The sequence below is a fragment of the Methanosarcina sp. KYL-1 genome, assembly GCF_024372725.1.
In the GTDB taxonomy this organism is placed as follows: domain Archaea; phylum Halobacteriota; class Methanosarcinia; order Methanosarcinales; family Methanosarcinaceae; genus Methanosarcina.
Genome location: NZ_VOUA01000002.1, coordinates 171,168 through 193,374 on the forward strand (window position 1 = coordinate 171,168; position 22,207 = coordinate 193,374).

General features: G+C 50.3%; 21 protein-coding genes. 11 read left to right on the top strand and 10 right to left on the bottom strand.

Annotated features, from left to right (window positions below):
* Positions 1 to 70: 70 nt before the first annotated feature.
* From FTO70_RS02780 to FTO70_RS02805, 6 genes are all read right to left on the bottom strand, one after another.
* The gene (locus FTO70_RS02780; protein WP_255334171.1) at positions 71 to 769 is read right to left on the bottom strand and encodes a fibrillarin-like rRNA/tRNA 2'-O-methyltransferase; all 699 of its coding nucleotides are present in this window, start codon (positions 767 to 769) and stop codon (positions 71 to 73) included.
* Entirely contained in the window at positions 770 to 1,786 is a 1,017-nt protein-coding gene (locus tag FTO70_RS02785) for an NOP5/NOP56 family protein (RefSeq protein WP_255334172.1), read from the bottom strand.
* The gene (locus FTO70_RS02790) at positions 1,783 to 2,748 is read right to left on the bottom strand and encodes a beta-ribofuranosylaminobenzene 5'-phosphate synthase (protein ID WP_255334321.1); all 966 of its coding nucleotides are present in this window, start codon (positions 2,746 to 2,748) and stop codon (positions 1,783 to 1,785) included. Before FTO70_RS02790 ends, FTO70_RS02785 begins: the two co-directional genes overlap by 4 nt.
* Positions 2,749 to 2,773: 25 nt before the next feature.
* On the bottom strand, positions 2,774 to 3,655 hold the full coding sequence (locus tag FTO70_RS02795; RefSeq protein ID WP_255334173.1) for a DUF2953 domain-containing protein: 882 nt from the start codon (positions 3,653 to 3,655) through the stop codon (positions 2,774 to 2,776).
* Between the two features lie 306 nt (positions 3,656 to 3,961).
* Positions 3,962 to 4,441 (bottom strand): GerW family sporulation protein, encoded by a 480-nt coding sequence (locus FTO70_RS02800; RefSeq protein ID WP_255334174.1) that lies wholly within the window; start codon positions 4,439 to 4,441, stop codon positions 3,962 to 3,964.
* 320 nt (positions 4,442 to 4,761) lie between these two features.
* Positions 4,762 to 7,119, bottom strand: a complete 2,358-nt coding sequence (locus FTO70_RS02805; protein ID WP_255334175.1) for an ATP-dependent DNA helicase — start codon at positions 7,117 to 7,119, stop codon at positions 4,762 to 4,764.
* Positions 7,120 to 7,730: 611 nt separating this feature from the next.
* On the opposite strand from FTO70_RS02805, the gene FTO70_RS02810 reads away from it, so the two are divergent.
* Positions 7,731 to 9,119, top strand: coding sequence for an MATE family efflux transporter (locus tag FTO70_RS02810; RefSeq protein WP_255334176.1), 1,389 nt, complete (start codon positions 7,731 to 7,733; stop codon positions 9,117 to 9,119).
* A gap of 101 nt (positions 9,120 to 9,220) precedes the next feature.
* On the opposite strand, the gene FTO70_RS02815 is transcribed toward FTO70_RS02810, so the two are convergent.
* Positions 9,221 to 9,613 (bottom strand): helix-turn-helix domain-containing protein, encoded by a 393-nt coding sequence (locus tag FTO70_RS02815; protein ID WP_304364373.1) that lies wholly within the window; start codon positions 9,611 to 9,613, stop codon positions 9,221 to 9,223.
* A 154-nt stretch (positions 9,614 to 9,767) separates the two neighbouring features.
* Here FTO70_RS02815 and FTO70_RS02820 point away from each other — a divergent pair, with 154 nt between their 5' ends.
* From FTO70_RS02820 to FTO70_RS02865, 10 genes are all read left to right on the top strand, one after another.
* Complete coding sequence (locus tag FTO70_RS02820) at positions 9,768 to 10,325, top strand: flavodoxin family protein (RefSeq protein WP_255334178.1); 558 nt, start codon at positions 9,768 to 9,770, stop codon at positions 10,323 to 10,325.
* A gap of 230 nt (positions 10,326 to 10,555) precedes the next feature.
* On the top strand, positions 10,556 to 11,080 hold the full coding sequence (locus tag FTO70_RS02825; RefSeq protein WP_255334179.1) for a nitroreductase family protein: 525 nt from the start codon (positions 10,556 to 10,558) through the stop codon (positions 11,078 to 11,080).
* 453 nt (positions 11,081 to 11,533) lie between these two features.
* Positions 11,534 to 12,106 carry a flavin reductase family protein gene (locus tag FTO70_RS02830; RefSeq protein WP_255334180.1) on the top strand — a complete coding sequence of 191 codons (573 nt, stop codon included), beginning with the start codon at positions 11,534 to 11,536 and terminating at the stop codon, positions 12,104 to 12,106.
* Between the two features lie 361 nt (positions 12,107 to 12,467).
* Positions 12,468 to 13,043, top strand: a complete 576-nt coding sequence (locus tag FTO70_RS02835; RefSeq protein WP_255334181.1) for a flavodoxin family protein — start codon at positions 12,468 to 12,470, stop codon at positions 13,041 to 13,043.
* A gap of 475 nt (positions 13,044 to 13,518) precedes the next feature.
* Positions 13,519 to 14,172, top strand: a complete 654-nt coding sequence (locus FTO70_RS02840) for an NAD(P)H-dependent oxidoreductase (RefSeq protein ID WP_369694315.1) — start codon at positions 13,519 to 13,521, stop codon at positions 14,170 to 14,172.
* Positions 14,173 to 14,472: 300 nt separating this feature from the next.
* A complete protein-coding gene (locus tag FTO70_RS02845; RefSeq protein ID WP_255334182.1) occupies positions 14,473 to 15,291 on the top strand; it encodes a molybdate ABC transporter substrate-binding protein in 819 nt (272 codons plus the stop codon).
* On the top strand, positions 15,279 to 16,100 hold the full coding sequence (locus tag FTO70_RS02850; protein WP_255334183.1) for an ABC transporter permease: 822 nt from the start codon (positions 15,279 to 15,281) through the stop codon (positions 16,098 to 16,100). The genes FTO70_RS02845 and FTO70_RS02850 overlap by 13 nt, the downstream gene beginning before the upstream one ends.
* On the top strand, positions 16,097 to 17,284 hold the full coding sequence (locus tag FTO70_RS02855; RefSeq protein ID WP_255334184.1) for an ATP-binding cassette domain-containing protein: 1,188 nt from the start codon (positions 16,097 to 16,099) through the stop codon (positions 17,282 to 17,284). Before FTO70_RS02850 ends, FTO70_RS02855 begins: the two co-directional genes overlap by 4 nt.
* Before the next feature lie 59 nt (positions 17,285 to 17,343).
* Entirely contained in the window at positions 17,344 to 18,135 is a 792-nt protein-coding gene (locus FTO70_RS02860; RefSeq protein ID WP_255334185.1) for a nicotinate-nucleotide pyrophosphorylase, read from the top strand.
* 80 nt (positions 18,136 to 18,215) lie between these two features.
* The gene (locus FTO70_RS02865; RefSeq protein WP_255334186.1) at positions 18,216 to 19,040 is read left to right on the top strand and encodes a Rossmann-like domain-containing protein; all 825 of its coding nucleotides are present in this window, start codon (positions 18,216 to 18,218) and stop codon (positions 19,038 to 19,040) included.
* Positions 19,041 to 19,654: 614 nt separating this feature from the next.
* Here FTO70_RS02865 and FTO70_RS02870 read toward each other — a convergent pair.
* From FTO70_RS02870 to FTO70_RS02880, 3 genes are read right to left on the bottom strand one after another with little or no spacing between them, the layout of a single operon-like run.
* The gene (locus FTO70_RS02870) at positions 19,655 to 20,956 is read right to left on the bottom strand and encodes a formylmethanofuran dehydrogenase subunit B (RefSeq protein ID WP_255334187.1); all 1,302 of its coding nucleotides are present in this window, start codon (positions 20,954 to 20,956) and stop codon (positions 19,655 to 19,657) included.
* Between the two features lie 2 nt (positions 20,957 to 20,958).
* The gene (locus FTO70_RS02875; protein ID WP_255334188.1) at positions 20,959 to 21,348 is read right to left on the bottom strand and encodes a molybdopterin dinucleotide binding domain-containing protein; all 390 of its coding nucleotides are present in this window, start codon (positions 21,346 to 21,348) and stop codon (positions 20,959 to 20,961) included.
* A 10-nt stretch (positions 21,349 to 21,358) separates the two neighbouring features.
* Positions 21,359 to 22,204, bottom strand: a complete 846-nt coding sequence (locus FTO70_RS02880; protein ID WP_369694316.1) for a formylmethanofuran dehydrogenase subunit C — start codon at positions 22,202 to 22,204, stop codon at positions 21,359 to 21,361.
* Between the last annotated feature and the right edge of the window lie 3 nt (positions 22,205 to 22,207).

Genomic DNA, 22,207 nt, shown 5'->3' on the forward strand with positions numbered 1-22,207 from the left:
GAGGTGAAGAGAAGAGAGGCTCCTGGCCTTTCAGGAACCTGTTTCCCAAAAAGAAATACGGAAAATGGGGTTATTCTAAATGGGTTTTATTCTTTAACTTTGCCAGGACTCCAAGGTGGTCCTCATGGTAGGGGGCCAGGTCCCTGGCAGTCAGGATCTCAAACTCCGGTTCAAACGCCTGCTCGAGCTTTTTGACTTCTTCTTTGAAGACCTGTTTCGGGTTTGCTACCGTATCGATGCTCCGGGCCTTGATGGCAAGCATGAGATACCCGTCTTTTTTCAAAAAACGTGCCGCATTCCTTGCAGCTATTTCCGCCTGGTTGGGCTGGGCAACGTCCTGGAAAATCACATCGACAGGCTCGACAAGGTGAGCGTAACTATCGGGTTTCCCGGCATCGGCAAGGATAGGGTGGATATTTTTCCTCCGGGCTGCAAGCCCTATGAGGTCCCGCATACTTCTTGCGGAAAACTCAACGGCATACACGGCCCCTTCGGAGACAAGGTCCGATACATGGCTGACCGTTGTGCCTGAGGCCGCCCCCAGGTAAAGGACTTTTGAGCTGCTTTTCAGAGGGATGTCGAACTTCTTGAGAACCATGGCGCCCAGCTTGCTCCGGCGCGGGTCCCATGCCCTGTACTCAACCCCTTCTACCGGGATTAACTTTTCCCCGTAGACTGTCCTGCCAGGGTCCAGGTTCCTTGTGGCAAGCTGTTTTTTGTCTTTTATGATTTCGAAAACCCCTTCCGAAAGCGTCCTGATTTCGGGCATTTACTTCCTCCTCTTTTTCTTTGCACCGGGTTTTGCCCCGCTTTCCGGCTTCTTTTGCGGGGGGCGTGAGTTTGACGCCCTGATCTGCCGGACCTTTTCTTCCAGTTTCTCTGCAAGGGCAGGGTCTTTTTTCCCGGAATAAAGGTCAAGGCGAGCAGCCAGGGAAAGTTTTGCGGCAAGGGCCCGTGCGATCTTGCCCCGCAGCCACCAGGGAGCGGTGTTGATCAGGGGGTGGCTGAAGATGACTCCGTGCTTCGGGGAAGGAGCCCTGGACCGGAGATGTTTGAAAAGGGCTTTACTGGCCCCGATTACCTGAATAGTGCTGGAGGGGAAAAGAGCAAGCTTTTCCAGGCTTCCGGCGATGCTTATGAGCCTTGCCCCGAGCATCGGGCCTGCGACCAGGTTAAGGTTGGGAGCAATGCGTTCCATGCTGCTCTCAATGTAGGTTTCGATCTGTCTCCGCCGTTCGTAGAGGCTGCACACGCTCTCTGCAAACCCCCTGAGCAGGGCTTCATCTTCAGCCTCGAGGTTTGCGCCCATGGAGTCCAGGGCCTTTGCATAAAGGGGGTTGTCAGGACCCACATTTTCCCGGGAACCGTATTTTGCAACAAAAAAGGCAAGGGCTTCTCCTCCAAGCCCGCTTTCCGGGAAGTAGCCCCCGTACCATTCGGAAAGCCTTTCCGAGAGGGAGTTTGCGGTCTCGTTGATATCATCAAGAGCTTCTACGGCCTGGATGATTCGCTGGTCAGGAGTAAGGGAAGCTGAAACCTGGATCTTTACAGCTTCCAGGGCAACTTCATGTAAAAGGGAATCGTATTCGGCCGGAAATTCGATAAACCCGCACCCAAGCGCGGCAGCTCTCAGGTCAAAACCTGCCGGGGGGGGGTCCTGCCTGCTCTCCCGAAGAGTAAGGGAACGTTGTGCAAGCTCCCTGACATCCTTTGAAAGAAGATCGGCTGAAAGGACTTTTCCGTCCTCCCCGATTTCAAGAATTCCGAACCAGGCATTGAGTTTCAATCCGGGCCTCCGGAGATGTCTGCGCCCCTGTTCCTTGCCTTTGTGAGCAGCACTTCTCCGCCCAGGGACTCGTCAAGCATCCGCTGGACCTCTTTCTGGAGTTTTTCTCCTTCTGCCTTGCTTCCTGCAATCCCGTAGAGCACGGGCCCGAAGGAACTGACCCCTGCGCCACTTGCCCCGTTGTCCCTCATGTAAGCCATGATATCAAGTACGGGCCTGGGCTGGAGTTCGACCTCCCTCCGTTTGAAACCTACTGCCTGGATGTGGTTTACCGCTTTTCCGAAATTGTCCATGTCGTTTTCTACAATAGCCGGAAGCATCTGCATGAGAATCACATGAGCAACTTCCTGGACTTCGGCAAGGGGGATGGGACAGACCTTTTTGAAGATGTCCACTTCTTCCGCATCGTGAGCCCCCTTGATGTCAGGGATTGCAAGGACGATAGGCCAGTCCGGGAAGTCCTGCCTTAAAAGCACAGGGCCCGGGGGCACATGGCTGGCTGCCGAAGGGGAAAATGCACCTTTATCCTTGAATTTGTGCCCCCCGTCCAGGATGAAACCTCCCTTTTCAAAGGCAGCAACCCCGATCCCGGAGGTCCCACCCCTCCCGACAGCAACTGCGAGTTCCCGGATGCTTTTCCCAAGCCCGTAAACTTCATTTACGGCAGCTGCTGCCGAAAGTGCGGCTTGAGTCCCCGAACCGAGCCCCACGTGGTCAGGAATATCCTTTTCAATAGTGATCCTGATCCCCTGCCCTTCCGGGAGCATGGATTTAGCCGCTTTTCGCATCCTGTCTGCCAGAACGGAATCCCCAACAACTTCGACAGCATCAGCTTTCACTGCCGAAAGTTCCATTCCCGGGGATTCAAGGGTGATTCCCACCCCTCCATCGACCCTGCCGATCTCCGCATTGAGATCAATAAGGGTAAGATGCAATCTGGATGGAGACACTATCTTAATCATAGCCATCTGTATCCTCTTAACTTATTCATAAAGCTTGGGAGCGACCCTTCAGGTGCCCCTTAACTTTTTCCTTTATGATTAAATATGTGAAATATAAAGTTCTCCGGTTAATTATAAATTTAATGATTGGAAAAATCAGAGAATATATTTTTATACTGATTTGAGCGTCTCCCCGGAAATCCAGCATGGGGTCGAGAAACACCGGCTCTATGCAGACCCTGCATTTCCTGCACCTGCTGTAAATAATTCCTGCAAGCCCGTGCAGGAAGCCGCAAACCATACCTGTGTCCGCAGGGTCGGGCAAACCGAAAACCATGTAGGCATCCAGGTGCCGGATATTTATCCCCCTCAGCAGGTCAGAAAAGAAGCGGAATAAAGGCTGCCGGAGAATTCGGAAAGCTCTCAGGCCCCAGTAAAACTTTTCCTTGAATTCCCCATATTTTTTTTCCTTTTTAGCTTCTTTTTTCTCCTTTTTGGCTTCTTTTTTCTCCTTTTTAATTTCTTTTATGACCCCTTTTTTGTTTCCAAATTCTTTTATTACTTCTTTTTCCCCAAATTCACCCTTCTCTCTCTTTTTAGTCTCCCTTTCTGCTCCCCTTTCCTCTCCACTTTCAGCTCCCCTTTCAGCTCCCTTTTCTCTTTCCCTCTTATCTTCCCTTTCAATGTCCCTCTCAACGCCCCTTTCCGCTTCCCGTTCGGCTTCCCTATCCTCTTTTCTTCCTTCTTTCCCTTTCTCTTCTTTTTTTACCCCAGATTCAGGCCAGCCTTCTTTTTCCTCTGGCTCCCCGAATGAGAAAGTATGGGAAAAAAGAAGCCACTTTACATTGAATTTGCCTATAAACTCATGCTGTGCTTCCCTGCTACTTGCCTTCAGGTCCAGAGTCAACCCTATTTTCGTGAGCAGCATAAACAAAATTAAAAGAAGAAAGAAAAAAACAAGGTATACGAGCAGCATATTCAATTATTAAATTGATCAGGGAAAAACGGGACAGCCCTGCCTGTCCTCATAAATCAAACCTTCCAGTTCCGGGCCTTTTCCCCAGAGTTTCCAGTTATGTCTCCGGCCCTCTATTCTTCAGAGTATCCGGTTCAGTATCCGGGTATTTTCTTCAGCGAATTACAAGACTTTCTTTTTTCTGGAACTCAAGAATCAGGCGGCTGGATCAGGCGGCTGGATCAGGCGGCTGGATCAGGCGGCTGGATCAGGCGGCTTTTACTCCGGGCCTGCCGCCGAATCGGTCCCGCACTCCATGCTTTCCTCAGCAGTCCCTTTACCTTCCATTGCCTCTTTACCTTCCATTTTTCCTGAGGTATTCTCTTCCTTTTTGTGCTTGCTCATTACAGCCTTGAGCTTCTCAGCCATTTCAGGAATGACTTCAGGAATGACTTCTAGAAGTTTTCCTACATCGCTTTTTTCAGAAATCCGGAAGATCTTTGTTTCCTCAGCCGAAATCACAATGAAGGCAACTGGTTCGATTTTGGCCCCGGCCCCGCCGCCTCCGCCGTACCCGGACTCATTGTCTTTTTTGCCTTCCCCACCCCCGGCTCCAAAGCCCATGGAAATTCTCGAGATTGGAATGATCGTCTTTCCTGAAGCGGCAATAGGGTCTCCAACGACAGTTTTTGTGGTCGCGATTTTCTCAAGTTCACCTGCAATTTCTCTTATGGTTTCTTCCACACCCATTGATTTCATCTCCTCTGATGTTTGCCTTATCTTCCCTTTATGGTTTTATTCTTTAATCAATACCCTATTATTCTTTATCCATACCCCATTAATTTTTTAATCAGTACACTATTGAGTGGTTTGTCCATACCCTATTTGTCTGTACCATATTATACCTTCGTAATCCTATATTCCATTTTTCGAATATTCCCGGAAAACCCGGGAATTTACATTTACAGGCATATAGAGATTCAGAAGTGAAAGACCCTTTAAAGGGAGCATGAAGTCCTTTAAAGAGAGCATGAAGTCCTTTGAAGAGGCCAGAACACAGCCCTGTTGGTCATTTAAAGCTACTCTGGAGGATTTTCCGAAAAGAAGCTGCCTGAAGCCCTGACTTCGGACTCCTTATTATCCGGTTCCCGGGAACCGGAATCCACTTCAGCGGTTTTTGCAAAAAAACTTTCAACAAGACGCCCGACCTCTCCGGGAGTCACATCGAGAAACTCCTTTCTTTCTTCTTCCGGGAAGTACCCGAAAACTGAAAACTTTCCAAGCTTACGCATCTGGGAACCCTGGTAGCGGGCGTCCAGCAGGATCCTTACCCCGAAATCCTGCGGAGAGCGGACCACCCTGCCCATGGCCTGCCTGACTTTCCTGATGGTTGGAGCCTGGACTGCAAACTCCCAGCCTTCCCCACAGCCAAAAACAGTATCATACGCCGACTCCACGGCTTTTAGCCGGTCGTTTAACGCAGGGTAACCCACCCCGACCACGACCACGGTCCGGCCCCTCTTATCCCTGAAGTCTACCCCTTCGCTCAGGGTGCCCCAGAGGTAGGTGATGAGCACGGATTTTCCACACTGTTCCCCTATTTTGAAAAATTCCTGCCTGACCTCCTGGGCCGAGACCCCTACCTCATCCAGGAAAACAGGAATAGAAAGCTCAGGTTCGACAAGCCGGGAATAGCGAAGCGCCTCGGCATAGCTCTGGAAGTAAATAATCACGTTGCCCGGGGATGCGGCAATTGCAGCCAGGAGGGAGTCCCTTAAACTCTCAAGGGTCTCAGGGCTGTCCCGGTTTTTGGCAAAAAGGGGTGGGATGGAAACTGCAAGGCTCAACCTCCTGTCAGGAGGAAAAGTGGTACCGTAGGCGATTTCCTCCACTTCCCTGTTGATCCCCAGGGTGGCTTTTATCATCTCAAAGGGACGGAGCGTAGCTGACATGAGGACAGCCGAAAAAACGGAATCCAGAAGGGGCTGGGTCACGTTTTTCGGGATGCATGTAAAAAGCTCGAGCCTCCCGTAGACCCTGTCGTTTTTCGGGTCCTTTCTCACGTTCAGGACCGGATAGTAATTCTGCCTGTCAGAGAGCACCAGGTAAGAGGACAGAAAATCGGCAACGTAGCGTATCTGGGAGCGCTTCGGGATGGGAAGAAGCCCGTTTTTGTAGTTTTCGGCATAGATTTCTTCCAGCCGGCCCCCGAATTCCCCGATCTCCCGGAGCCTTGTCAGCACACTTTCTTCGTCCTCAAACCTTTCTTTCTTTGCTTCCCGCAAAAAACGGGCCTTCAGGACATCAAAACGCTCGTAAGGGTCGCTGATCTGGAGGTCCTGCCAGTGCTTCCCGAGCCTGCCCCGGTCTCCGAACTTCAGCTTCGAGTCGTAAGTTTCCTTCAGGGCGGCCAGGAGGCAGGAGAAGAGCCTTTTTGCATTGAGCCGCTCCGCATAGTCCTGGTCAAGGGGGATGCCTCCTCCGAACCCCCCTCCAAATCCTCCTTTGCCTCCTGCCCCCGCCCCGAATACCGGTGAGTTGTCGGCTTCCGGGACCTCCCCGACTTCCGTAAGGGCTTTTTCGATAGAGATTTCCGAAAGCGTAATAGAAGAATGGGAACGGGCCGAAGCCTCGATGTTATGCGCTTCGTCAAAGATAAGGATAATGTCATCTGGGTCCCGCTCAAGCCATTTCAGGAGGGTCGTAAAGATTTCGGCATTAAGCACGTGATGGAAATTGCAGATCAGGAGCTCGGTATTTTTAAGCTCTTTTTTAAGAAGCTCATACCCGCACATGTCCCGGGCTTCCGCGAACTCCACAACTTCTTCAGGGCTCCGGACATCCGAAAAGAGCCAGGAGGAAAACTCACTTCCCTCGAACTTCAGGACCTCATAGAGTTTCTGGCAGGAATTATTCCGCAGGCCCCGGGCTTTCTGGCGGGCTTCTTCAAGTTCCTTTTCAAGCTCGGTCCGAAGGGAGTAAAGGGCAGGGTCCTTTGTCCGTTTATATTTCTCATAGGCTTCTTTGAGCTCTTTTTCCTTTGAGGCAGCCTCCCTTTCGAGCTCCAGGAGGTCGTAAGTGTTTTCCCCTTTGAGCCTGCACTCCTCATAGTCGAGGTCTTCGGGGCACATGGAGGTCTTGCCCTTAAAAACGATTGTCTTGACGCTGTTGTCTCTGTTGATGTCCCTGGCCTCATGGATAAACTGGACCATCTGCTGGTGGACATTGGTAACTATGACCACGACCTTGCCGAGCTTTCTCCCCACATGCAGGGCCGGGGCCAGGGAGCTCAGGGTCTTTCCGGTCCCGCAGGCCCCTTCAAAGAGCACGATTTTCTTCTGCAGGAGGGACTCATGTATTTTCTCCATGGCTTCCGCCTGGTTAGGGTAACAGCTTTTTTTCGTAAAATATCTCATGTATCCGTTCTTCTGCATCATGAGGCGTTCCTCGGGACCCGGCGGGTCCGCAACACAATATCTGCCTGCCCCGCCTTTTTAAAGATTGAATCAAAGTTTTTGCTTAACGTTTACCGTTTTATGTACCTGAAAGCTGGTTAAATAGCTTATGCATACACGGAGTGAAAGTTTTCCGGAAAACTGGAGAGAAGGAAAACGAAAAGGAAAACGAAAAGGAAAACGAAAAGGAAAACGAAAAGAAGAAAGCAAAAGAGAGAACTTTCCCGCATTATTCTAACCTGGAAAAACAAAGGATCCCTTTCCTCAACTGCCAGAGGATAAAAGGATTTCCATTTACTCCCTTAAAGTAGAAGGTCGCTTCCACTGGAAAATGATATTGTTAACTGTTATTTTTCTCATTTACCATAAACTTTCATAATATCCTTTATGTTAGTGACTACCCCAACTGTATGTATGAGATATAAGTATAGTTGTTGCAAATTGGATAGCAACAAGCATAGATTGCTGAGCGCCAATCATAGACAGCATAAGGCCGACAAAACTATATGCTGACTAACTATTGTAGTAGCTTTCAATTCCTATTAAAAGAAATAGAAGCCATAACAAGTGAAAAAACTCAGAGGAATTTTCAGGTGGACGAAAGGAGCCAGATGCTGGCAAACGAAAACATAGGCAAACTCCTTCTCAAACTCTCGGTACCGGCAACCTTCGGGATGCTGGTGCAGGCATTTTATAACCTTGTGGACACAGTGTTTGTTGGCAGAGCCTACGGAATAGAAAGTGTCCAGGCCATAGGAGGAATTGCCGTTGCCTTTCCCATCCAGATGATCGGAATGGCCGTTAGCCTGGCCATAGGGATAGGAGGGGCGTCCCTCATCTCCCGGCGCCTGGGAGAAAGAGAGCCGGAAAAAGCCGATAAAACCTTTGCAAACCTGATACTCCTTTCCCTGCTTTCGAGCTTCCTGATTACGGGGTTCGGAGTCTTCTACATAGTGCCGCTCCTGAAAATTTTCGGGGCTACGGATACTATCCTCCCCTATTCCCTCGAATACCTGGAAATAATCCTTTACGGCACGGTCCTGTTCTCCCTTGCAATGGTGACAAACAGCGTGGCCCGTTCCGAAGGGAACGCAAAAGTTGCCATGAACTCCATGATGATCGGCGGGGGGCTCAATATCGTGCTTGACCCCATCTTCATTTTCACCTTCGGGATGGGAATCCGGGGAGCAGCCATTGCGACAGTACTCGCACAGGCGATAGGGGTACTGTACATTGCCCGATACTTCCTGAGCGGGAAAAGCACACTCAAGTTCCGCCTCCCAGACCTCAGGCCGGATAGGAGAATCATCGAGGAAGTCCTGGCTATCGGGATGTCACCCTTTGCCAGGAACGTCTCAAGCAGCTTCATGGTAATAATCCTGAACAACCTGCTTGCCTTCTACGGGGGGGACATAGCGATTGCCGTGTTCGGGATTATCAACCGCCTCCTGATGTTCACCTTCATGCCCATGTTCGGGATCATCCAGGGCCTGCAGCCGATAGTCGGCTTCAACTACGGAGCAAGGAACTTCGAGCGGGTGAGAGAGTCCGTTAAGCTTGCCATCCTTATCACCACAGGCATGTCTGTTGCAGGTTTCCTGATACTCTACCTGTTCCCGGAACAGCTTTTCGGGATTTTCAGCGGAGACCTCCAGTTGATAGCGGAAGGAAAGAGTGCTGTAAGAATCATAGTGCTTGCAACCCCGCTTGTAGGGTTCCAGGTAGTGGGAGGGGCCCTTTACCAGGCTCTGGGCAAGGCAAAACCTTCCCTTTTCCTCTCCCTATGCAGGCAGGTGCTTTTCCTGATCCCCCTGGTGCTGGTGCTCCCGAGATATCTGGAACTTCCGGGGGTCTGGGCAGCCTTCCCGGTTGCCGATACCCTGGCTTTTGCAGTAACCCTGATAATGGTTATCCGGGAGTTCAAGCTGCTAGCTGAAGCCCGGGACATGACAGTAATTAATGAGCAAACAGCAGTTAATTGACCAGGCTACGGTTGATTAATCAAACTACAGTTAACTGGCCCTCCCCTGTTCACCTGACTTATCAGGGTTAATTGGTCAATCCCCGGATTATCACTGGATTATCACTGGATTATCACTGGATTATCACTGGTTTTATCCAGGGTACACTGCCTTCCCAGGTATTCCGTCCCCCACCTGCAGAGGGCTTCAAGGACAGGGATAACGGTTTTTCCAAATTCCGTAAGGGAATATTCAACTTTGGGAGGAATTTCAGGATAAACTTTCCTTAAGACCAACCCGTCTTTTTCTAGTTCTCGCAGCTGCTTCGTGAGCATTTTGGGAGAAATTCCGTGCATATTCTGCTGCAAGCCTGAAAAACGTAAGGTATCTTCCCGGAGCTGCCAGAGGATCAGGGGTTTCCATTTGCCGCCTATCACGTCAAGGGTTGCTTCCACTGGGCAATGGTACTTTTTATTGTTATCATTAGAATTATTAGTATGATTCTCACTTTCCATAAGCTCTCATTGTATCCTTTTTGTTAGTGAGTACCCGGATTGTGTGTATGATATATAAGTATAGTTGCTGCAAATTAAATAGCAGAAAGCGTAGATTGCCAGGCGGCAGTCATGAGAAAATAATAAAGATAGTTGAGAAACGGAGAGAATCAAAATGAAAGTCATAGCAATCGTAGGAAGCCCGAGAAAGAACGGAAACACGAACACCCTTGTCCAGCAGGTCCTTGAAGGTGCGGCTGAAGCCGGAGCCGAGACAAAGACCTTCATCCTGAACGATATGAACTACAAAGGCTGCCAGGGCTGCAACTACTGTAAAGCCCATGACAAATGCAAGCTTGAAGACGACCTTGCGGAAGTTTTCGAGGAACTCAAAGCAGCCGATGCGATTGTCTTCGGGTCTCCCGTTTACTTTGCCCAGTTTACAGGGCAGATGCGGCTCTTCCTGGACCGCTGCTACTCCCTTGTAAACCCTGACTATTCCTCACGCATCCCGGCCGGAAAGAAAGCCGTGATCGTTGGAGCCCAGGGCATGCCTGACCCTGCAGCTTACGCCGGAGTTTTCGGGGAATTCGGAGGAGAAATTTCCCGCTTCCTGGGTATGGAGGTAAAGGACACACTCATAGCAGCCGGATGTGCAGCACCCGGAGACGTCAAAGTCAATGCCGATCTGATGGAAAAGGCAAAGAATACAGGCCTGAACCTGTTCAAGTAATGGAAAAAAAATGATATGAAGGAATGAGAGGAAGTCTCCACGGGAGTACTTCCCATTTCCATTCTATTCAATGTAATTCAATTTAGTTTAATTTAATTCAACTCAATTCAATTAAATTAAATAAATTAAATTCCACCGTTTTACATTTCCGCCGTTCCACCATTCTACCACTCCACCACTCCACTATTCAATTCCACTTCCTGGTCTGAAAAGAGAAATGAGGCAAGAATATGGACACCCTTGAAGCAATCCATACCCGCCGAAGTATACGGAAATACACTGACAGGCCCGTGCCTTGGGAACTTGTTAAAGAACTGCTAAGGGCTGCCATGTGCGCACCCTCTGCGGTCAACGCCCAGCCCTGGGTATTCGTGGTAATCGACGACCGCAAACTGCTCGACGAAATCCCCACATATAGCCCTTATGCCGGCATGTGCAGGGAAGCTCCCCTTGCAATTATGGTCTGCGGGGACACGACTCAGGAAAAAGCTCCCGGCTTCTGGGTGCAGGACTGTTCGGCAGCAACCCAGAACCTCCTGCTTGCAGCCCATGCAGTGGGGCTCGGGGCGGTCTGGACCGGGATCTATCCGATGGAAGACAGAGTTGAAGGCTTCCGGAAAGCATTCGGACTGCCGGAGCATGTAATCCCCCTGGGGCTGGTGCCTATCGGGTATCCTGCCCAGAGCCCGGTGCTGCAGGATCGGTACAGGGTGGAGAAGGTCCACTGCAACGCATACAGGAAAAGGGAAGAATGACTCCCTGAGCTCTCCAAACTCAGGGTTTGTGCGGTGCCTGGATGGAGGCTGAAAAACGGGTGATTCAGAAACAGATCAAGAAACAGACAGCTCGGGCTATGGCACTTTCTTGCCGCCTAGCCGCCTGAATGCCGCTTGCATGCAGCTCACAATTGCTTAATCGCTCACAGAAAAAATAAAAGGCTGCCTGAAAAAGGAATATCAGCCTGAAAAGGAATATCAGATACAAGTACCCTATACTATGCTAGCCACACTACTCTACTATACTAACCACAAATACTACCCCCAATAATCTATTACAACTAACACTAACTACTCTATTATACTAACCACAATAATCTATTACACTAACACTAGCCACACTATTTTACTACAATATTTACTATCCATCTCTTGACACTAACCACACATTTTACTACAACTATTTACCACACTATTATGGGGGACCAGTTCATGGCAGAGAAAATCAAAATCGATAACAACGTATTTGTCTATCCGATGCCCGTTACCCTTCTGGGGGCAAACGTGGAAGGAAAAGCTAATTTCATGGCACTTGGATGGGTCAGCCGGGTGAATGCAAACCCTCCCATGCTTGCAGTAGGTGTGCACAAAACCCATTACACACCCGAAGGCATCAGAGAAAACGGGAGCTTCAGCGTCAATTTTCCCGGTGCCGAAATGATTGTAGAAACCGATTACTGCGGGCTCGTATCCGGGGAAAAGGTTGACAAGTCCGGCCTGTTTGAAGTCTTCTACGGGGAGCTCGAAACCGCACCCATGATCATGGAGTGCACCCTGAACCTCGAATGCAAGCTTGTAGAAATCCTGGAGTTCCCGACAAACTATCTCTTTGTGGGGGAAATCATTGCCGCTTATTCCGAAGAGCAATACCTTACGCAGGAGAAACCCGACATCAAGAAGATGGACCCCTTGCTTCTTACCATGCCCGATAACAGCTACTGGACCGTGGGGGACTATGCAGGAGCAGCCTGGAAAATAGGGAAGAGCTTGAAGGGAAGCGAATGAGAGAAAGTCAACCATTTTCTTTTAGAGAGATAAGAGCGTGTCTTAATATTAAATTTGATTCTACAACAGGGACAGACTTACGGCATTTGAACTGAAAACGTTAGCATTAAACCGTTAGATGCCTAAAGTGGAAATTCTAGCTATGATGTCTAATGTATTTGATTTCATACATTGAATGAGTGATTACAATGTAATAAATTTTCAGTCTGAATTTAAAATCAAAAATGCCCATTATCCAAATGCAGAAATGGTTTGAATTTTAAGACAACCTCTAAGAGAAGAAGAAGAAGAGTAAATCAGGTAAAGAGGATAGGGAAGAGAAGAAAAGTGGATCAAAGAACGAACTGGAGGAGTGAATAAAATGAAAGTCGTAGCATTCAACGGGAGCCCTAGAAAGGATGGAAACACTGCAGCCCTTATAAAGCACGTCTTATCCGAGCTTGAAAAGGAAGGAATCGAAACCGAAATCGTGCAGGTAGGAGGAAAAAGCATACACGGATGCACGGCCTGTGCGAAGTGCTTTGAAAACAAGGATCAGAAATGCGTCATTGAAAAAGACATCGTTAACGACTGCATCGCAAAAATGGCTGAAGCCGACGGCATAATCCTGGCCACCCCCACCTATTTTGCAGACCTGACCCCGGAAATTAAAGCCCTGATCGACCGGGCCGGGTTCGTTGCCAAGGCGAACGATGAACTTTTCAGGCGCAAGGTAGGAGCAGCCGTCGTTGCCGTTCGGAGGGCCGGCTCAATCCATGCCTTTGACTCCATAAACCATTTCTTCACCATCTCCCAGATGATAATCCCGGGGTCCAGCTACTGGAACATGGGGATAGGGCTTGCAGAAGGAGACGTGGAGAAGGACGAAGAAGGTGTCTGGACAATGGAGACCCTGGGCCAGAACATGGCGTGGCTGTTGAAGAAGATCAATGCATGAAATTTCAGTTCTCAAGAGTTAGATGATCCCTGAATGACCGGTTGATATTATTCGGCGAATCTTAAAAAATGGAATCTCTTTTCCTTTTTTTCGCACCATATGCGACTGCATCTTACATGCCAGCCAGGAAAGGAAACTGTAAGAGAGATATTTCCCTTGACCCCGAAAATCTTTTTTTTCGCTTGTATTAGCTTGTATTAACTACACTTCATAGACCTTAAAGGTCATTGGTATGCCCATCACAACCTCAAATCTTCCTTAAATTTTCAGTTCCACTTCAGCTTTTAATTATATATCCGGAAAAAGCCAGCCTTCTCCCTCGGGCGGTGAGAACCAGGGAATATGAGATCTAACCGAAAAAAGCCCTGTTAGGGTAAAAGCTGAATCAACATCCTTGAAATGATTTTTTACTCAATAGTCCTTTCTACAATAGTCCTTTCTACAATGCTCTTTTATACCCTCAGGAGAATTTGTATTGGGGGATATAATGAAAATTCTTTACATTTACGCACAGCAGGAACCGAAGTCCTTTAACGCTGCCCTTAAAGATACTGCCCTTGCTGCCCTTAAGGAAAAGGGTCACGAAGTCAAACTCTCAGACCTTTACGCAATGAACTTCAATCCCGTGCTCACTGAGGGGGATTTCACGGACCGGAAAAAGCCGGATATTTTCAAGCCTTTCTTCGAAGCCATCCAGGCTTCCAAGACCGGGGCTTTTGCCCCCGACATCCTGGCCGAGATGGAGAAAGTAAAATGGGCCGACCTTTTGATTTTCCAGTTCCCCATCTACTTCACGTCCATGCCCGCCATCCTGAAAGGCTGGATCGACCGGGTCCTGGCTCCGGGTTTTAGCTTCAACCCGATTACAAAAAACACCTATGAAACAGGGCTCCTGAAAGGAAAATCAGCAATGATTGTTACCACAACCGGGACTCCACAGGAATTGTACGTAGAAGGAGGAGTGCACGGGGACCTGAACAGGCACCTGGAATCCGTTACCCACTGCGTGTTTGAGTTCATGGGGATGAAAGTGCTGCCTTCTCACATCATCTATGAAGTGAGCAGCTTTTCAAAGGAAAAAGGAGCAGAAGAACTCGAAAAGTACAGGAAGAAGCTGATGGATCTGTAAATTAACCGTTATTCATAACGGAAAACGCATTTGAACAGGGAAAAGTTTTCCGGAGCAGATGACAGAGAGATCAGGAACATTGAGGAGCGTTGAGGTGAATAAAAGGGCATTAAAAAGTGTTTAAAATCGCTTAGAAGTATTTAATACTTCTATTTTCATACTCTCCTTAGCCGGAGAACTTAGTTAAATTTTTTATCTTTTTTTATAAATTGTGTGCTCTTTAATTTTTATAAAAACCTTTATTAACCGTTATGTATGTTCAGACATAACAGTGAAATTCAATATTGAAGAGGTACCTGGATGAAAAAAGTCTGTTCATTTATTTTAATCTTGCTCCTTATCTCGGTTTTGTCCGGCTCAGGCTGTGCAGACAAAAGCTCTTCCGAGCCTGTTTCGGAAAACACGGCAAAGGCGTTTGAAGGGAGGGAGCTTACGGTTTGCGCCGGAGCAGGGCTTATGAAGCCGATGAACGAACTGGTCCAGGAGTTTGAAAACGAAACCGGAGCTGAGATTCAGGTCCACTACGGCGGAAGTGCCGAACTCTTCGGGATCCTGGCTTCACAGGAATGCGACGTTTTCATCCCCGGGGCTTACTACTATACGGAACAGGCCATGGGCAAACACTACGTTTTCAATGAAAGTGTGGAAAACCTGACACTGCACGTCCCTGTGATTGCAGTGCCTGCGGGCAACCCCGGAAACATCGGGAGGCTTGAAGACCTGGCAAAACCCGGAGTTGAGCTTGCCCTTGGAGACCCTAAGGGACCTGCGATAGGAAAGGTCTCGGAAACCCTCTGTTCAAAGGCAGGAATCCTGCCCGAAGTTGAGAACAACACAATCGTCCGGACCGCGACGGTAAACCAGCTCCTGATCTATATCATTTCGGGGGAAGTTGATGCAACCATTATCTGGGAGGACATGGCAAGCTGGGGAGAAGCCCGGGGAAAACTCGAACTGGTCCCGATCCCTGAAGGGCAGAATTCCATAAAGACCATCCCGACAGCGGTTTCGATGTACGCAAAAGACCCCGAACTCGCAGAAGCCTTTAACGAATATATTGCCTCAGAAGGAGCAGAGGATTCCTGGGAAAAATGGGGCTTTGAGCCATGCAGCCCGTAAAATACGTGCAGGTAAAAACCTCCTTTGTGGAACACTCCTGGTTCAGGAGCGCCACAATAGGCATTGCCTGCTTCTTTACATTTTTACTATTCATGGCGGTAGGGACCCTGCTGCTCGTCCTTAAGCCCTCGGAACTCCTTTCAGCCCTGCTTTCGGAAGAGATGATCTACTCAATGAAGCTGTCCATGCTGACCTCTTCGGTTTCAACCCTCACGGTCCTGGGCTGCTCGGTCCCGACAGCCTATGCCCTTTCTCGTTTTGATTTTCCGGGAAAAAGCCTGATAAAAGCCGTACTCGGGCTTCCCATGGCGTTTCCCGAGCTCGTGATGGGGCTTGCACTCCTGCTCCTTTTCGGGCACGGCTTTCTCGGGCCTGTCCTTGAAGCCCTGGGGATTAAGGTGATTTTCAGCAAGCTGGGGATAGTGGTCGCCCAGTTCTTCGTCGCCTTTCCTTATGCTGTCAGGATCATCTACTCCACTTTTGAAGACATCAACCCCAGGTACGAACAGGTCTCAAGGAGTTTCGGGTACGGGGAATTCGAGACCTTCAGGAACGTAACCCTGCCCATGGCCCGGAGCGGGCTCTTTGCCTCGACCGTGATTACCTTTGCCCGCTGTATAGGGGCATTCGGAGCTGTGCTCATCCTTGCGGGAGGCTCGTACATGCACACCGAAGTCCTGCCCGTAACCCTCTACCTGAACATCTCCTACGGGAACCTTGAGATGGCAATCACAAGCGGGGTCCTGCTTATGGTAATCGCGTTCCTTGCAATCCTCATATTCGAACGTTTCGAAGGAGGGAAGCTGTGAGTTTCCTTGAAGTCCGGGACCTCTGCCTTGACCTGGGAGAATTCGAACTCAGCGGCATAGGCATGAGGGCCGAAAAAGGAGATTACCTGGCACTGATTGGCCCCTCAGGCAGCGGGAAATCCCTCCTCCTTGAAACCGTAATAGGCTTTTACGGGCTCGAAAAAGGCAGGATTTTCCTTGAAGGCAGGGACATTACGGACCTTCCCCCCGACAAAAGGCAGATCAGTATCGTGTACCAGGACCACGTGCTCTTCCCCCACATGGACGTTTTCGAAAACATCGCATACGCCCTCCGGAAAAAGCTGAAAGACAAAACCCTGATCGAAGCCGAAGTCAGGCAGATTGCAGGGGTCCTGGGCATAGGCGAGCTCCTGCACAGGAAACCCTCCACCCTCAGCGGGGGAGAAAAGCAAAGGGCAGCCCTTGCAAGGAGCCTTGTGGTCAGGCCCAAACTGCTCCTCTTAGACGAGCCCTTCAGCGCCCTTGACGCAAGGACCAGGGAAAAACTCCGGGACATGCTGAGAAAAGCCATAAGCGAGTACAGCACCACCGTGCTCCACGTAACCCACGATTTCGAGGACATCTGGGCCCTAGCAAACCGGGTAGTCGTCATAAGAAAAGGGGAAGTAATGCAGGAAGGAGACCCTGAATCCGTTTTCAGGAAGCCGTCTCCCGATTTTGTAGCCGAATTTCTCGGCACCAACGTGCTGAAAGGAAAGGTAAAGGCACTAGAAGGAAAACTAACCGTACTTGAAAGCGAAGGCCTGGAGATCTATTCTGCAGACCCGGGAAAGCCCGGCGAAGAAATCACAGTATCCGTCCGTCCCGAGGAGATCATCCTGGCCAGGGGGGCAGTGGAAAGTTCGGCCCGGAACACCCTGAAGGGCAGGGTTGCGGGGATTTTCAAAAAGGAACACCTTGTCGTGGTTGAACTGAGGACAGGAAACACGGAACTCAAAGCCGTGATAACACCCACTTCCTGCGAACTTCTGGACCTCGAGCCCGGAAGTGAGATCTATGCCGTGTTCAAAGCCGCAAATGCCAGGATAATCCGGGAACCCGAAGGGAGCAGGGGCAACTGCGTGGGCAACTTAGACGGAAACTTAGACAGAAACTTAGACAGAAACTTAGACGGAAACTTAGGCTGCAACTGCGAAGCAAAGGCGGCTGCGGAACAGGGGTAAATGTGGGAAATCAAAACTTAAAATGGAGAATAAGCAGGAAAAAATTCAGGAGACCGAGGATGATAGGCCTTTTTGAGCTGTACTTTTACGAAGACTGTCCCTACCAGGACGAAAGCGCGGAACTGCTCCACCTTGAAGGCAAAGGCACCCTGAAGGTTCTTTCCAGGGAAGCGGGGACCTGTGCCTGCGCCGGAGATCTGGCCGCATATTACGAAAAAACGGGCCTGAAAGTCCCGAGCTACCTCGAAGACGGCAGGACTTTCGGGCCCGGAGATATTGTTTTCGAAGCCGAAGGGGACCTCAAACTCCTGTTCAAGTTCTGGAGAGTCTCCCAGACTTTCCTTTCCCTCATGTGCGCCATTGCCACGAAAACCGCCTCTTTCGTAAGCGCAGGCAAAAAGGCAAACCCGGACGTTATCATTGCCACAAGCAGGAAGACCCACCCCGGCTCCCGCACTTTTGAGCTGAAAGCCGTCCGGGTAGGCGGAGGAGACATCCACAGGAACTCCCTGAGCGACTCCATCCAGCTGAGCCAGAACCACCTGCAAGTTGCCGGAGCCCTGGGGAAACTCCGGGCCCTGAAGAAAATAGAAATCGAGCCCCGGTCAAGGGAAGAAGCCTTCAAGTATGCCGAGATGGCGGACATCATGCTCCTTGACCACCTCTCCCCGGAAGAACTGCGGGAACTCGGGCCCGAGCTTAAGAAACTCAACCCGAAACTTGAACTTGCAGTGGGAGGAATCGAGGCAAAAAGGATTCCAGAATACGCCTCCCTTGTGGACATCATTGTTACAAGCGCCCCGTATTATGCAACTCCCCTGGACTTTACAACGAAGATCGAAAGGCTGTAAGATAAAAAAGAATCGACATTGTACATATAGCTGATAACAGGTAAAAGACAGCTGATATAGTAAGATTTAAAGGTGGACGCATGCCAGAAATCAAAAACCCGAAGGAAACCGGAGAAAAAGAAGAAAACGGAGTCCTTCCCGCCCTGGTAAGGGAACTAAAAAAAGACCTGGGCCCGGCCCTTGAAGAAATCGAAGTAAAGGACGTCAGGATAGGCCTTGCCTACACAGGGGTCCTGCTTTCCGAAAACTACGGAGGCGTTGCCTGCACTCCCCTCTACGAATTTTCCGGCTGCCCTGCCCTGGGTTTTGCAGAGACCCTGAAAGGCAGGACTGCAGACCAGGTGCTTGGACTTGCCCTCTCGAAAAACTCTCTTGAAGTTGCAGTAGGAATTGCAGCCGCAAACGCCCTTTCCAACATGCTTCGTGACCTGGAACCTGAAAAGTTCCGGCGCTCGGACCTGGACATCCTCGACCTCATAAAGCCCGGGGACAGGGTTGCAATGATTGGCTATTTCGGCCCGCTGGTCCCGAAGATCCTGAAAATAACCGAAAAACTCACGGTCCTTGAAAAACGCGAGATAGAAGCCCCGAAAACCCGGACCCTGCCCTCGGAAAAAGCCGAAGAAGTCCTGCCCGCCTCCGATGTCATCATCCTCAGCGCCAGCACCCTTGTCAACGGGACCATCGACGAACTCCTGGCCCTCAGGGGCGAAGCAAGGGAAGTCGTCCTCCTCGGCCCAAGCACCCCCCTCTACCCGGCTCCCTTCTTCGAACGCGGGGTTACGGCAGTAATGGGGACCCGGATCCTGGACCCCTGGACAATGCTCACCGTGGTCAGCGAAGCTGGAGGAACAAAGAAGTTGCACCAGTACTGCGGGGAAAAGGTTGCTTTCAGGAAAAAGTAACAGGTTAGCTTTTTATGGGCTCAGAATGGAACCTCGAGAAGGTTTATACATATTGATTCTTAGTCCCCGCGCTCTCACCGGCCGACGAAGGAGGCCGGCCTTTTCCAAAAAGAAATTGAAAAAGATATCCCAAAAAAAATTGAAAACGAAAAGCGGCAGAAAAAACGAACAAAAAGGGTTCGAAGATTGACCCATCATCCACATTATAAAGGACTACATTTCGATGGCTGTGTTTCATTTAAAATAGATTTTTCCCGCAGTTGTTTCATTTAAAATAGATTTTTCCCGCAGTTGTTTCATTTAAAATAGATTTTTCCCGCAGTTGTTTCATTTAAAATAGATTTTTCCCGCAGTTATATGATACTCTGCTTATTTTCATTCTTTGATATTTTTCAGGAAAAGGCCGGTTGCTTGCGCAACCGGTGAGAAGGTGGGGCCCTATCTGCAAAAAGATAACGGTAGATTTGGAAGCTGAAAAGTAAAAAGAAGGGCAAACCCTGCCCTTCCTTTTTTCAGCAGTTTGATTTTAGTTTTCCTTTACCTGAGCACTCACTTAAAGAGCACGCAGTTAAAGGACTGCAAAGAACTGTTCCCTCTATTGAGGGGACTGCCCGTTATTTCCTTGCTTTAATCTTCTCAAAGAGCTGCTTCAGGGTGTCCTCGTTGCTCTTCGTAAACTCGAAGGGAGAGTCCGTGAAGGGCTCGAAGTGCACGGCTACGTCGTCTAACCTGTAGAAGGTCCCGTCGCATTCCATGGCGTCGATGACTCCGGGGAGCACGACGTCGGATGCTACGGTGGTCGGGCAGGGAGCGATGTCCAGGCAGACCAGGGGGATTTCGGCAAGGTAGGAGGCGCAGTCGGCGGGGATGTGGCAGACCAGGTCGGCACACATCACAAGAGCTGCATCCACGTCCTTTTCCCGCAGGAGGTCTACGGTTGTGAACTCCCCGGGGTTGTAGCGCGGGTGGCCCCGCATGAAGTCAAGCCCGAAGGGGTAGCCGTACATGTAGGAGGCCACCTGGTTGAAGCCTGCAACGTTGCAGTGGCCGCGGAGAGCGCCAAGGGTGAACTTGGCGTAATTGTTCAGCTCCTTTACCAGGTTCATGGCAATTTCGGCGTTCCTGTGCTTTCCTATGGAGGAGGAAAGGCCAAGGCCCACGGAGATGGCGCCGAAGTTGCAGTTTTTCATCATATCGAGCATCTCTTCCATCACCGGGATGGGGACCCCTGTGACCTCTTCTACCGACGGGTGAGGGGTTTTTCCGTGGAGCAGGGTCAGGAGGGCACTGGCCAGTTCGTAGTCGGAGTTGGGTTTGAGCTGGATGTGCAGGTCCGAAGCCTCTGCCGTGGGAGTCTTTCGCGGGTCGATGGTGATGACGGTCCGGTCGAAACGCCCGCGTTTGGTCCAGTAGCCTCTCGGGAAGACTCCGTAACGAGACATCTGACGCGGCATGGACTCAAGAGGGTTGGTCCCCCAGTAGACCACAAGGTCGCCCCTGTTTTTCTTCTGCCCTTCCGTTGCGCCGACTTTTCCGGATTCCTGGATGCCCATGGCTGTAGGGCCGTGGCAGATTGTTGCGTTAGAGTCAACAACCGCACCCAGGTATTCCCCGATCTTGAGCCCGATTTCGTGGGCTTCACAGGAGGTCTCACTGCCCATAAAGAGGAGGGGGCGCTTTGCAGAAATGAGGATATCCGCAGCTTTTTCAAGGGCTTCGTCCCAGGCTGCAGGGGTCAGTTTTCCCCCGGTTTTCATAAGGGGCTCTCTGAGCCTGTGGGAACTTACAACTTCCTTGAACTTGGCGTTTCCCATCTTACATGCATTTTTAGCTTCGATCTTTCCGTCTCCGAACTCGACCTGGATATCGTCGCAGGCTGCCCCGCAGACCGGACAGACTATGTTTTTGTAAATCATACTCACTGCCCTCCGACATAAACTTTCAGCACTACATCTTCGGCGCTCAGGACCTCTTCTTCCGTGGGCTCGATGCTGACCGGTGCGCCCTTGTAGAGGGGAGAGCCCGTCGAAAGGGTATCAGGGTCGATGATAACATTGGACCAGATAGCCCTTGGCATGAACACGTGCCCCGGCCGGACAGAATCCGTACATTTCGTATAGACCGAGACCGAATGCCGCCTATCCCGGCTTGTGACCTTCACTTTTTCAGGGGAGCAGAGGGACACGAAATCCACAGGAGAAATCCAGCATACTGCACATTCCCTGAGGTATTCGTCCGTGAGCTTGTCCCCCCCCTTGGCAAGCCTGCCTTCATCAATCGTACTTCCGGTAATGAGTAATACTTCCATGCCTCTCACCTCAGAGCTCCGAGTTTGCATCCGCAGCCGCGTAGAGCACTCCTTTTGCCCGCTTGCTGATCGCATAGTCCCCGGTAAACTTCTTGAATATTCCAGGTAACTCAACCTCACCATGGGTGAAGCCGTCTACCATATCCGTATATTCGAAACCCGGGGAGAAGCGTTCGATAACCCCCCCGACAACTATGGTGCCGGCTGCCATTTCGGCCCCAACGCCGCGAAGAGCTCTCCCCTTCACAACGATGAGCCCGCCGTTCTGGCGGATCCCGCAGAAGCCCTCAACATTGCCTTCCACAAGGATTTCACCGCCGTCCATGCCGCCTCCGAGCTGGTGCCGCGCCGAGCCTTCGATCACAATGCGCCCGCCTTTCATGCCGTGCCACTTGCCCCGGTACGCGCAGCCAACGTGGTCTCCGGCATTTCCTTTAATGTGAAGGAGCCCGCCGAGCAGTTCCATGCCCGCCCAGGAATCGGCATCTCCGTATACGAGAATCTCGCCTCCTTTCATCCCGGAACCTACATGCATACCTGCGGAACCCTCAATTTCGATTTTTCCCGCACTCATGCCTTCCCCGATCCTTTTGACCCTTATTGCGTCGCCTTTTATGCGGATCAGGGTTTCAGCCGCAGAACTGCCTCCACTGCCTTTCACTTCGAAAAAGTCGGAAAGAGGGCAGGTCTTCGGGCCCTGCCAGACGGACAGGTTTCCGATTTCTTCGGCATTTTTGCCTGCAAAGGAGTCAGGAGTTATGACGTCTGCCTCCAGTTTAATGTCGATCTCTCTCTTAAGAATAAGAATTACTTCTGACATTGCTTCTGACACTAATTCTGACATTACTTCTGACATTAC

What these genes read in the sequence shown, in the direction of transcription:
- FTO70_RS02845 (WP_255334182.1), top strand. Translation starts at nt 14,473, where the DNA reads ATGAAAAAAGTCTGTTCATTTATTTTAATCTTGCTCCTTATCTCGGTT.
- FTO70_RS02835 (WP_255334181.1), top strand. Translation starts at nt 12,468, where the DNA reads ATGAAAGTCGTAGCATTCAACGGGAGCCCTAGAAAGGATGGAAACACT.
- FTO70_RS02870 (WP_255334187.1), bottom strand. Translation starts at nt 20,956, where the DNA reads ATGATTTACAAAAACATAGTCTGTCCGGTCTGCGGGGCAGCCTGCGAC.
- FTO70_RS02780 (WP_255334171.1), bottom strand. Translation starts at nt 769, where the DNA reads ATGCCCGAAATCAGGACGCTTTCGGAAGGGGTTTTCGAAATCATAAAA.
- FTO70_RS02820 (WP_255334178.1), top strand. Translation starts at nt 9,768, where the DNA reads ATGAAAGTCATAGCAATCGTAGGAAGCCCGAGAAAGAACGGAAACACG.
- FTO70_RS02865 (WP_255334186.1), top strand. Translation starts at nt 18,216, where the DNA reads ATGCCAGAAATCAAAAACCCGAAGGAAACCGGAGAAAAAGAAGAAAAC.
- FTO70_RS02830 (WP_255334180.1), top strand. Translation starts at nt 11,534, where the DNA reads ATGGCAGAGAAAATCAAAATCGATAACAACGTATTTGTCTATCCGATG.
- FTO70_RS02790 (WP_255334321.1), bottom strand. Translation starts at nt 2,748, where the DNA reads ATGATTAAGATAGTGTCTCCATCCAGATTGCATCTTACCCTTATTGAT.
- FTO70_RS02860 (WP_255334185.1), top strand. Translation starts at nt 17,344, where the DNA reads ATGATAGGCCTTTTTGAGCTGTACTTTTACGAAGACTGTCCCTACCAG.
- FTO70_RS02825 (WP_255334179.1), top strand. Translation starts at nt 10,556, where the DNA reads ATGGACACCCTTGAAGCAATCCATACCCGCCGAAGTATACGGAAATAC.
- FTO70_RS02805 (WP_255334175.1), bottom strand. Translation starts at nt 7,119, where the DNA reads ATGATGCAGAAGAACGGATACATGAGATATTTTACGAAAAAAAGCTGT.
- FTO70_RS02875 (WP_255334188.1), bottom strand. Translation starts at nt 21,348, where the DNA reads ATGGAAGTATTACTCATTACCGGAAGTACGATTGATGAAGGCAGGCTT.
- FTO70_RS02800 (WP_255334174.1), bottom strand. Translation starts at nt 4,441, where the DNA reads ATGAAATCAATGGGTGTGGAAGAAACCATAAGAGAAATTGCAGGTGAA.
- FTO70_RS02815 (WP_304364373.1), bottom strand. Translation starts at nt 9,613, where the DNA reads ATGGAAAGTGAGAATCATACTAATAATTCTAATGATAACAATAAAAAG.
- FTO70_RS02795 (WP_255334173.1), bottom strand. Translation starts at nt 3,655, where the DNA reads ATGCTGCTCACGAAAATAGGGTTGACTCTGGACCTGAAGGCAAGTAGC.
- FTO70_RS02850 (WP_255334183.1), top strand. Translation starts at nt 15,279, where the DNA reads ATGCAGCCCGTAAAATACGTGCAGGTAAAAACCTCCTTTGTGGAACAC.
- FTO70_RS02880 (WP_369694316.1), bottom strand. Translation starts at nt 22,204, where the DNA reads ATGTCAGAAGTAATGTCAGAATTAGTGTCAGAAGCAATGTCAGAAGTA.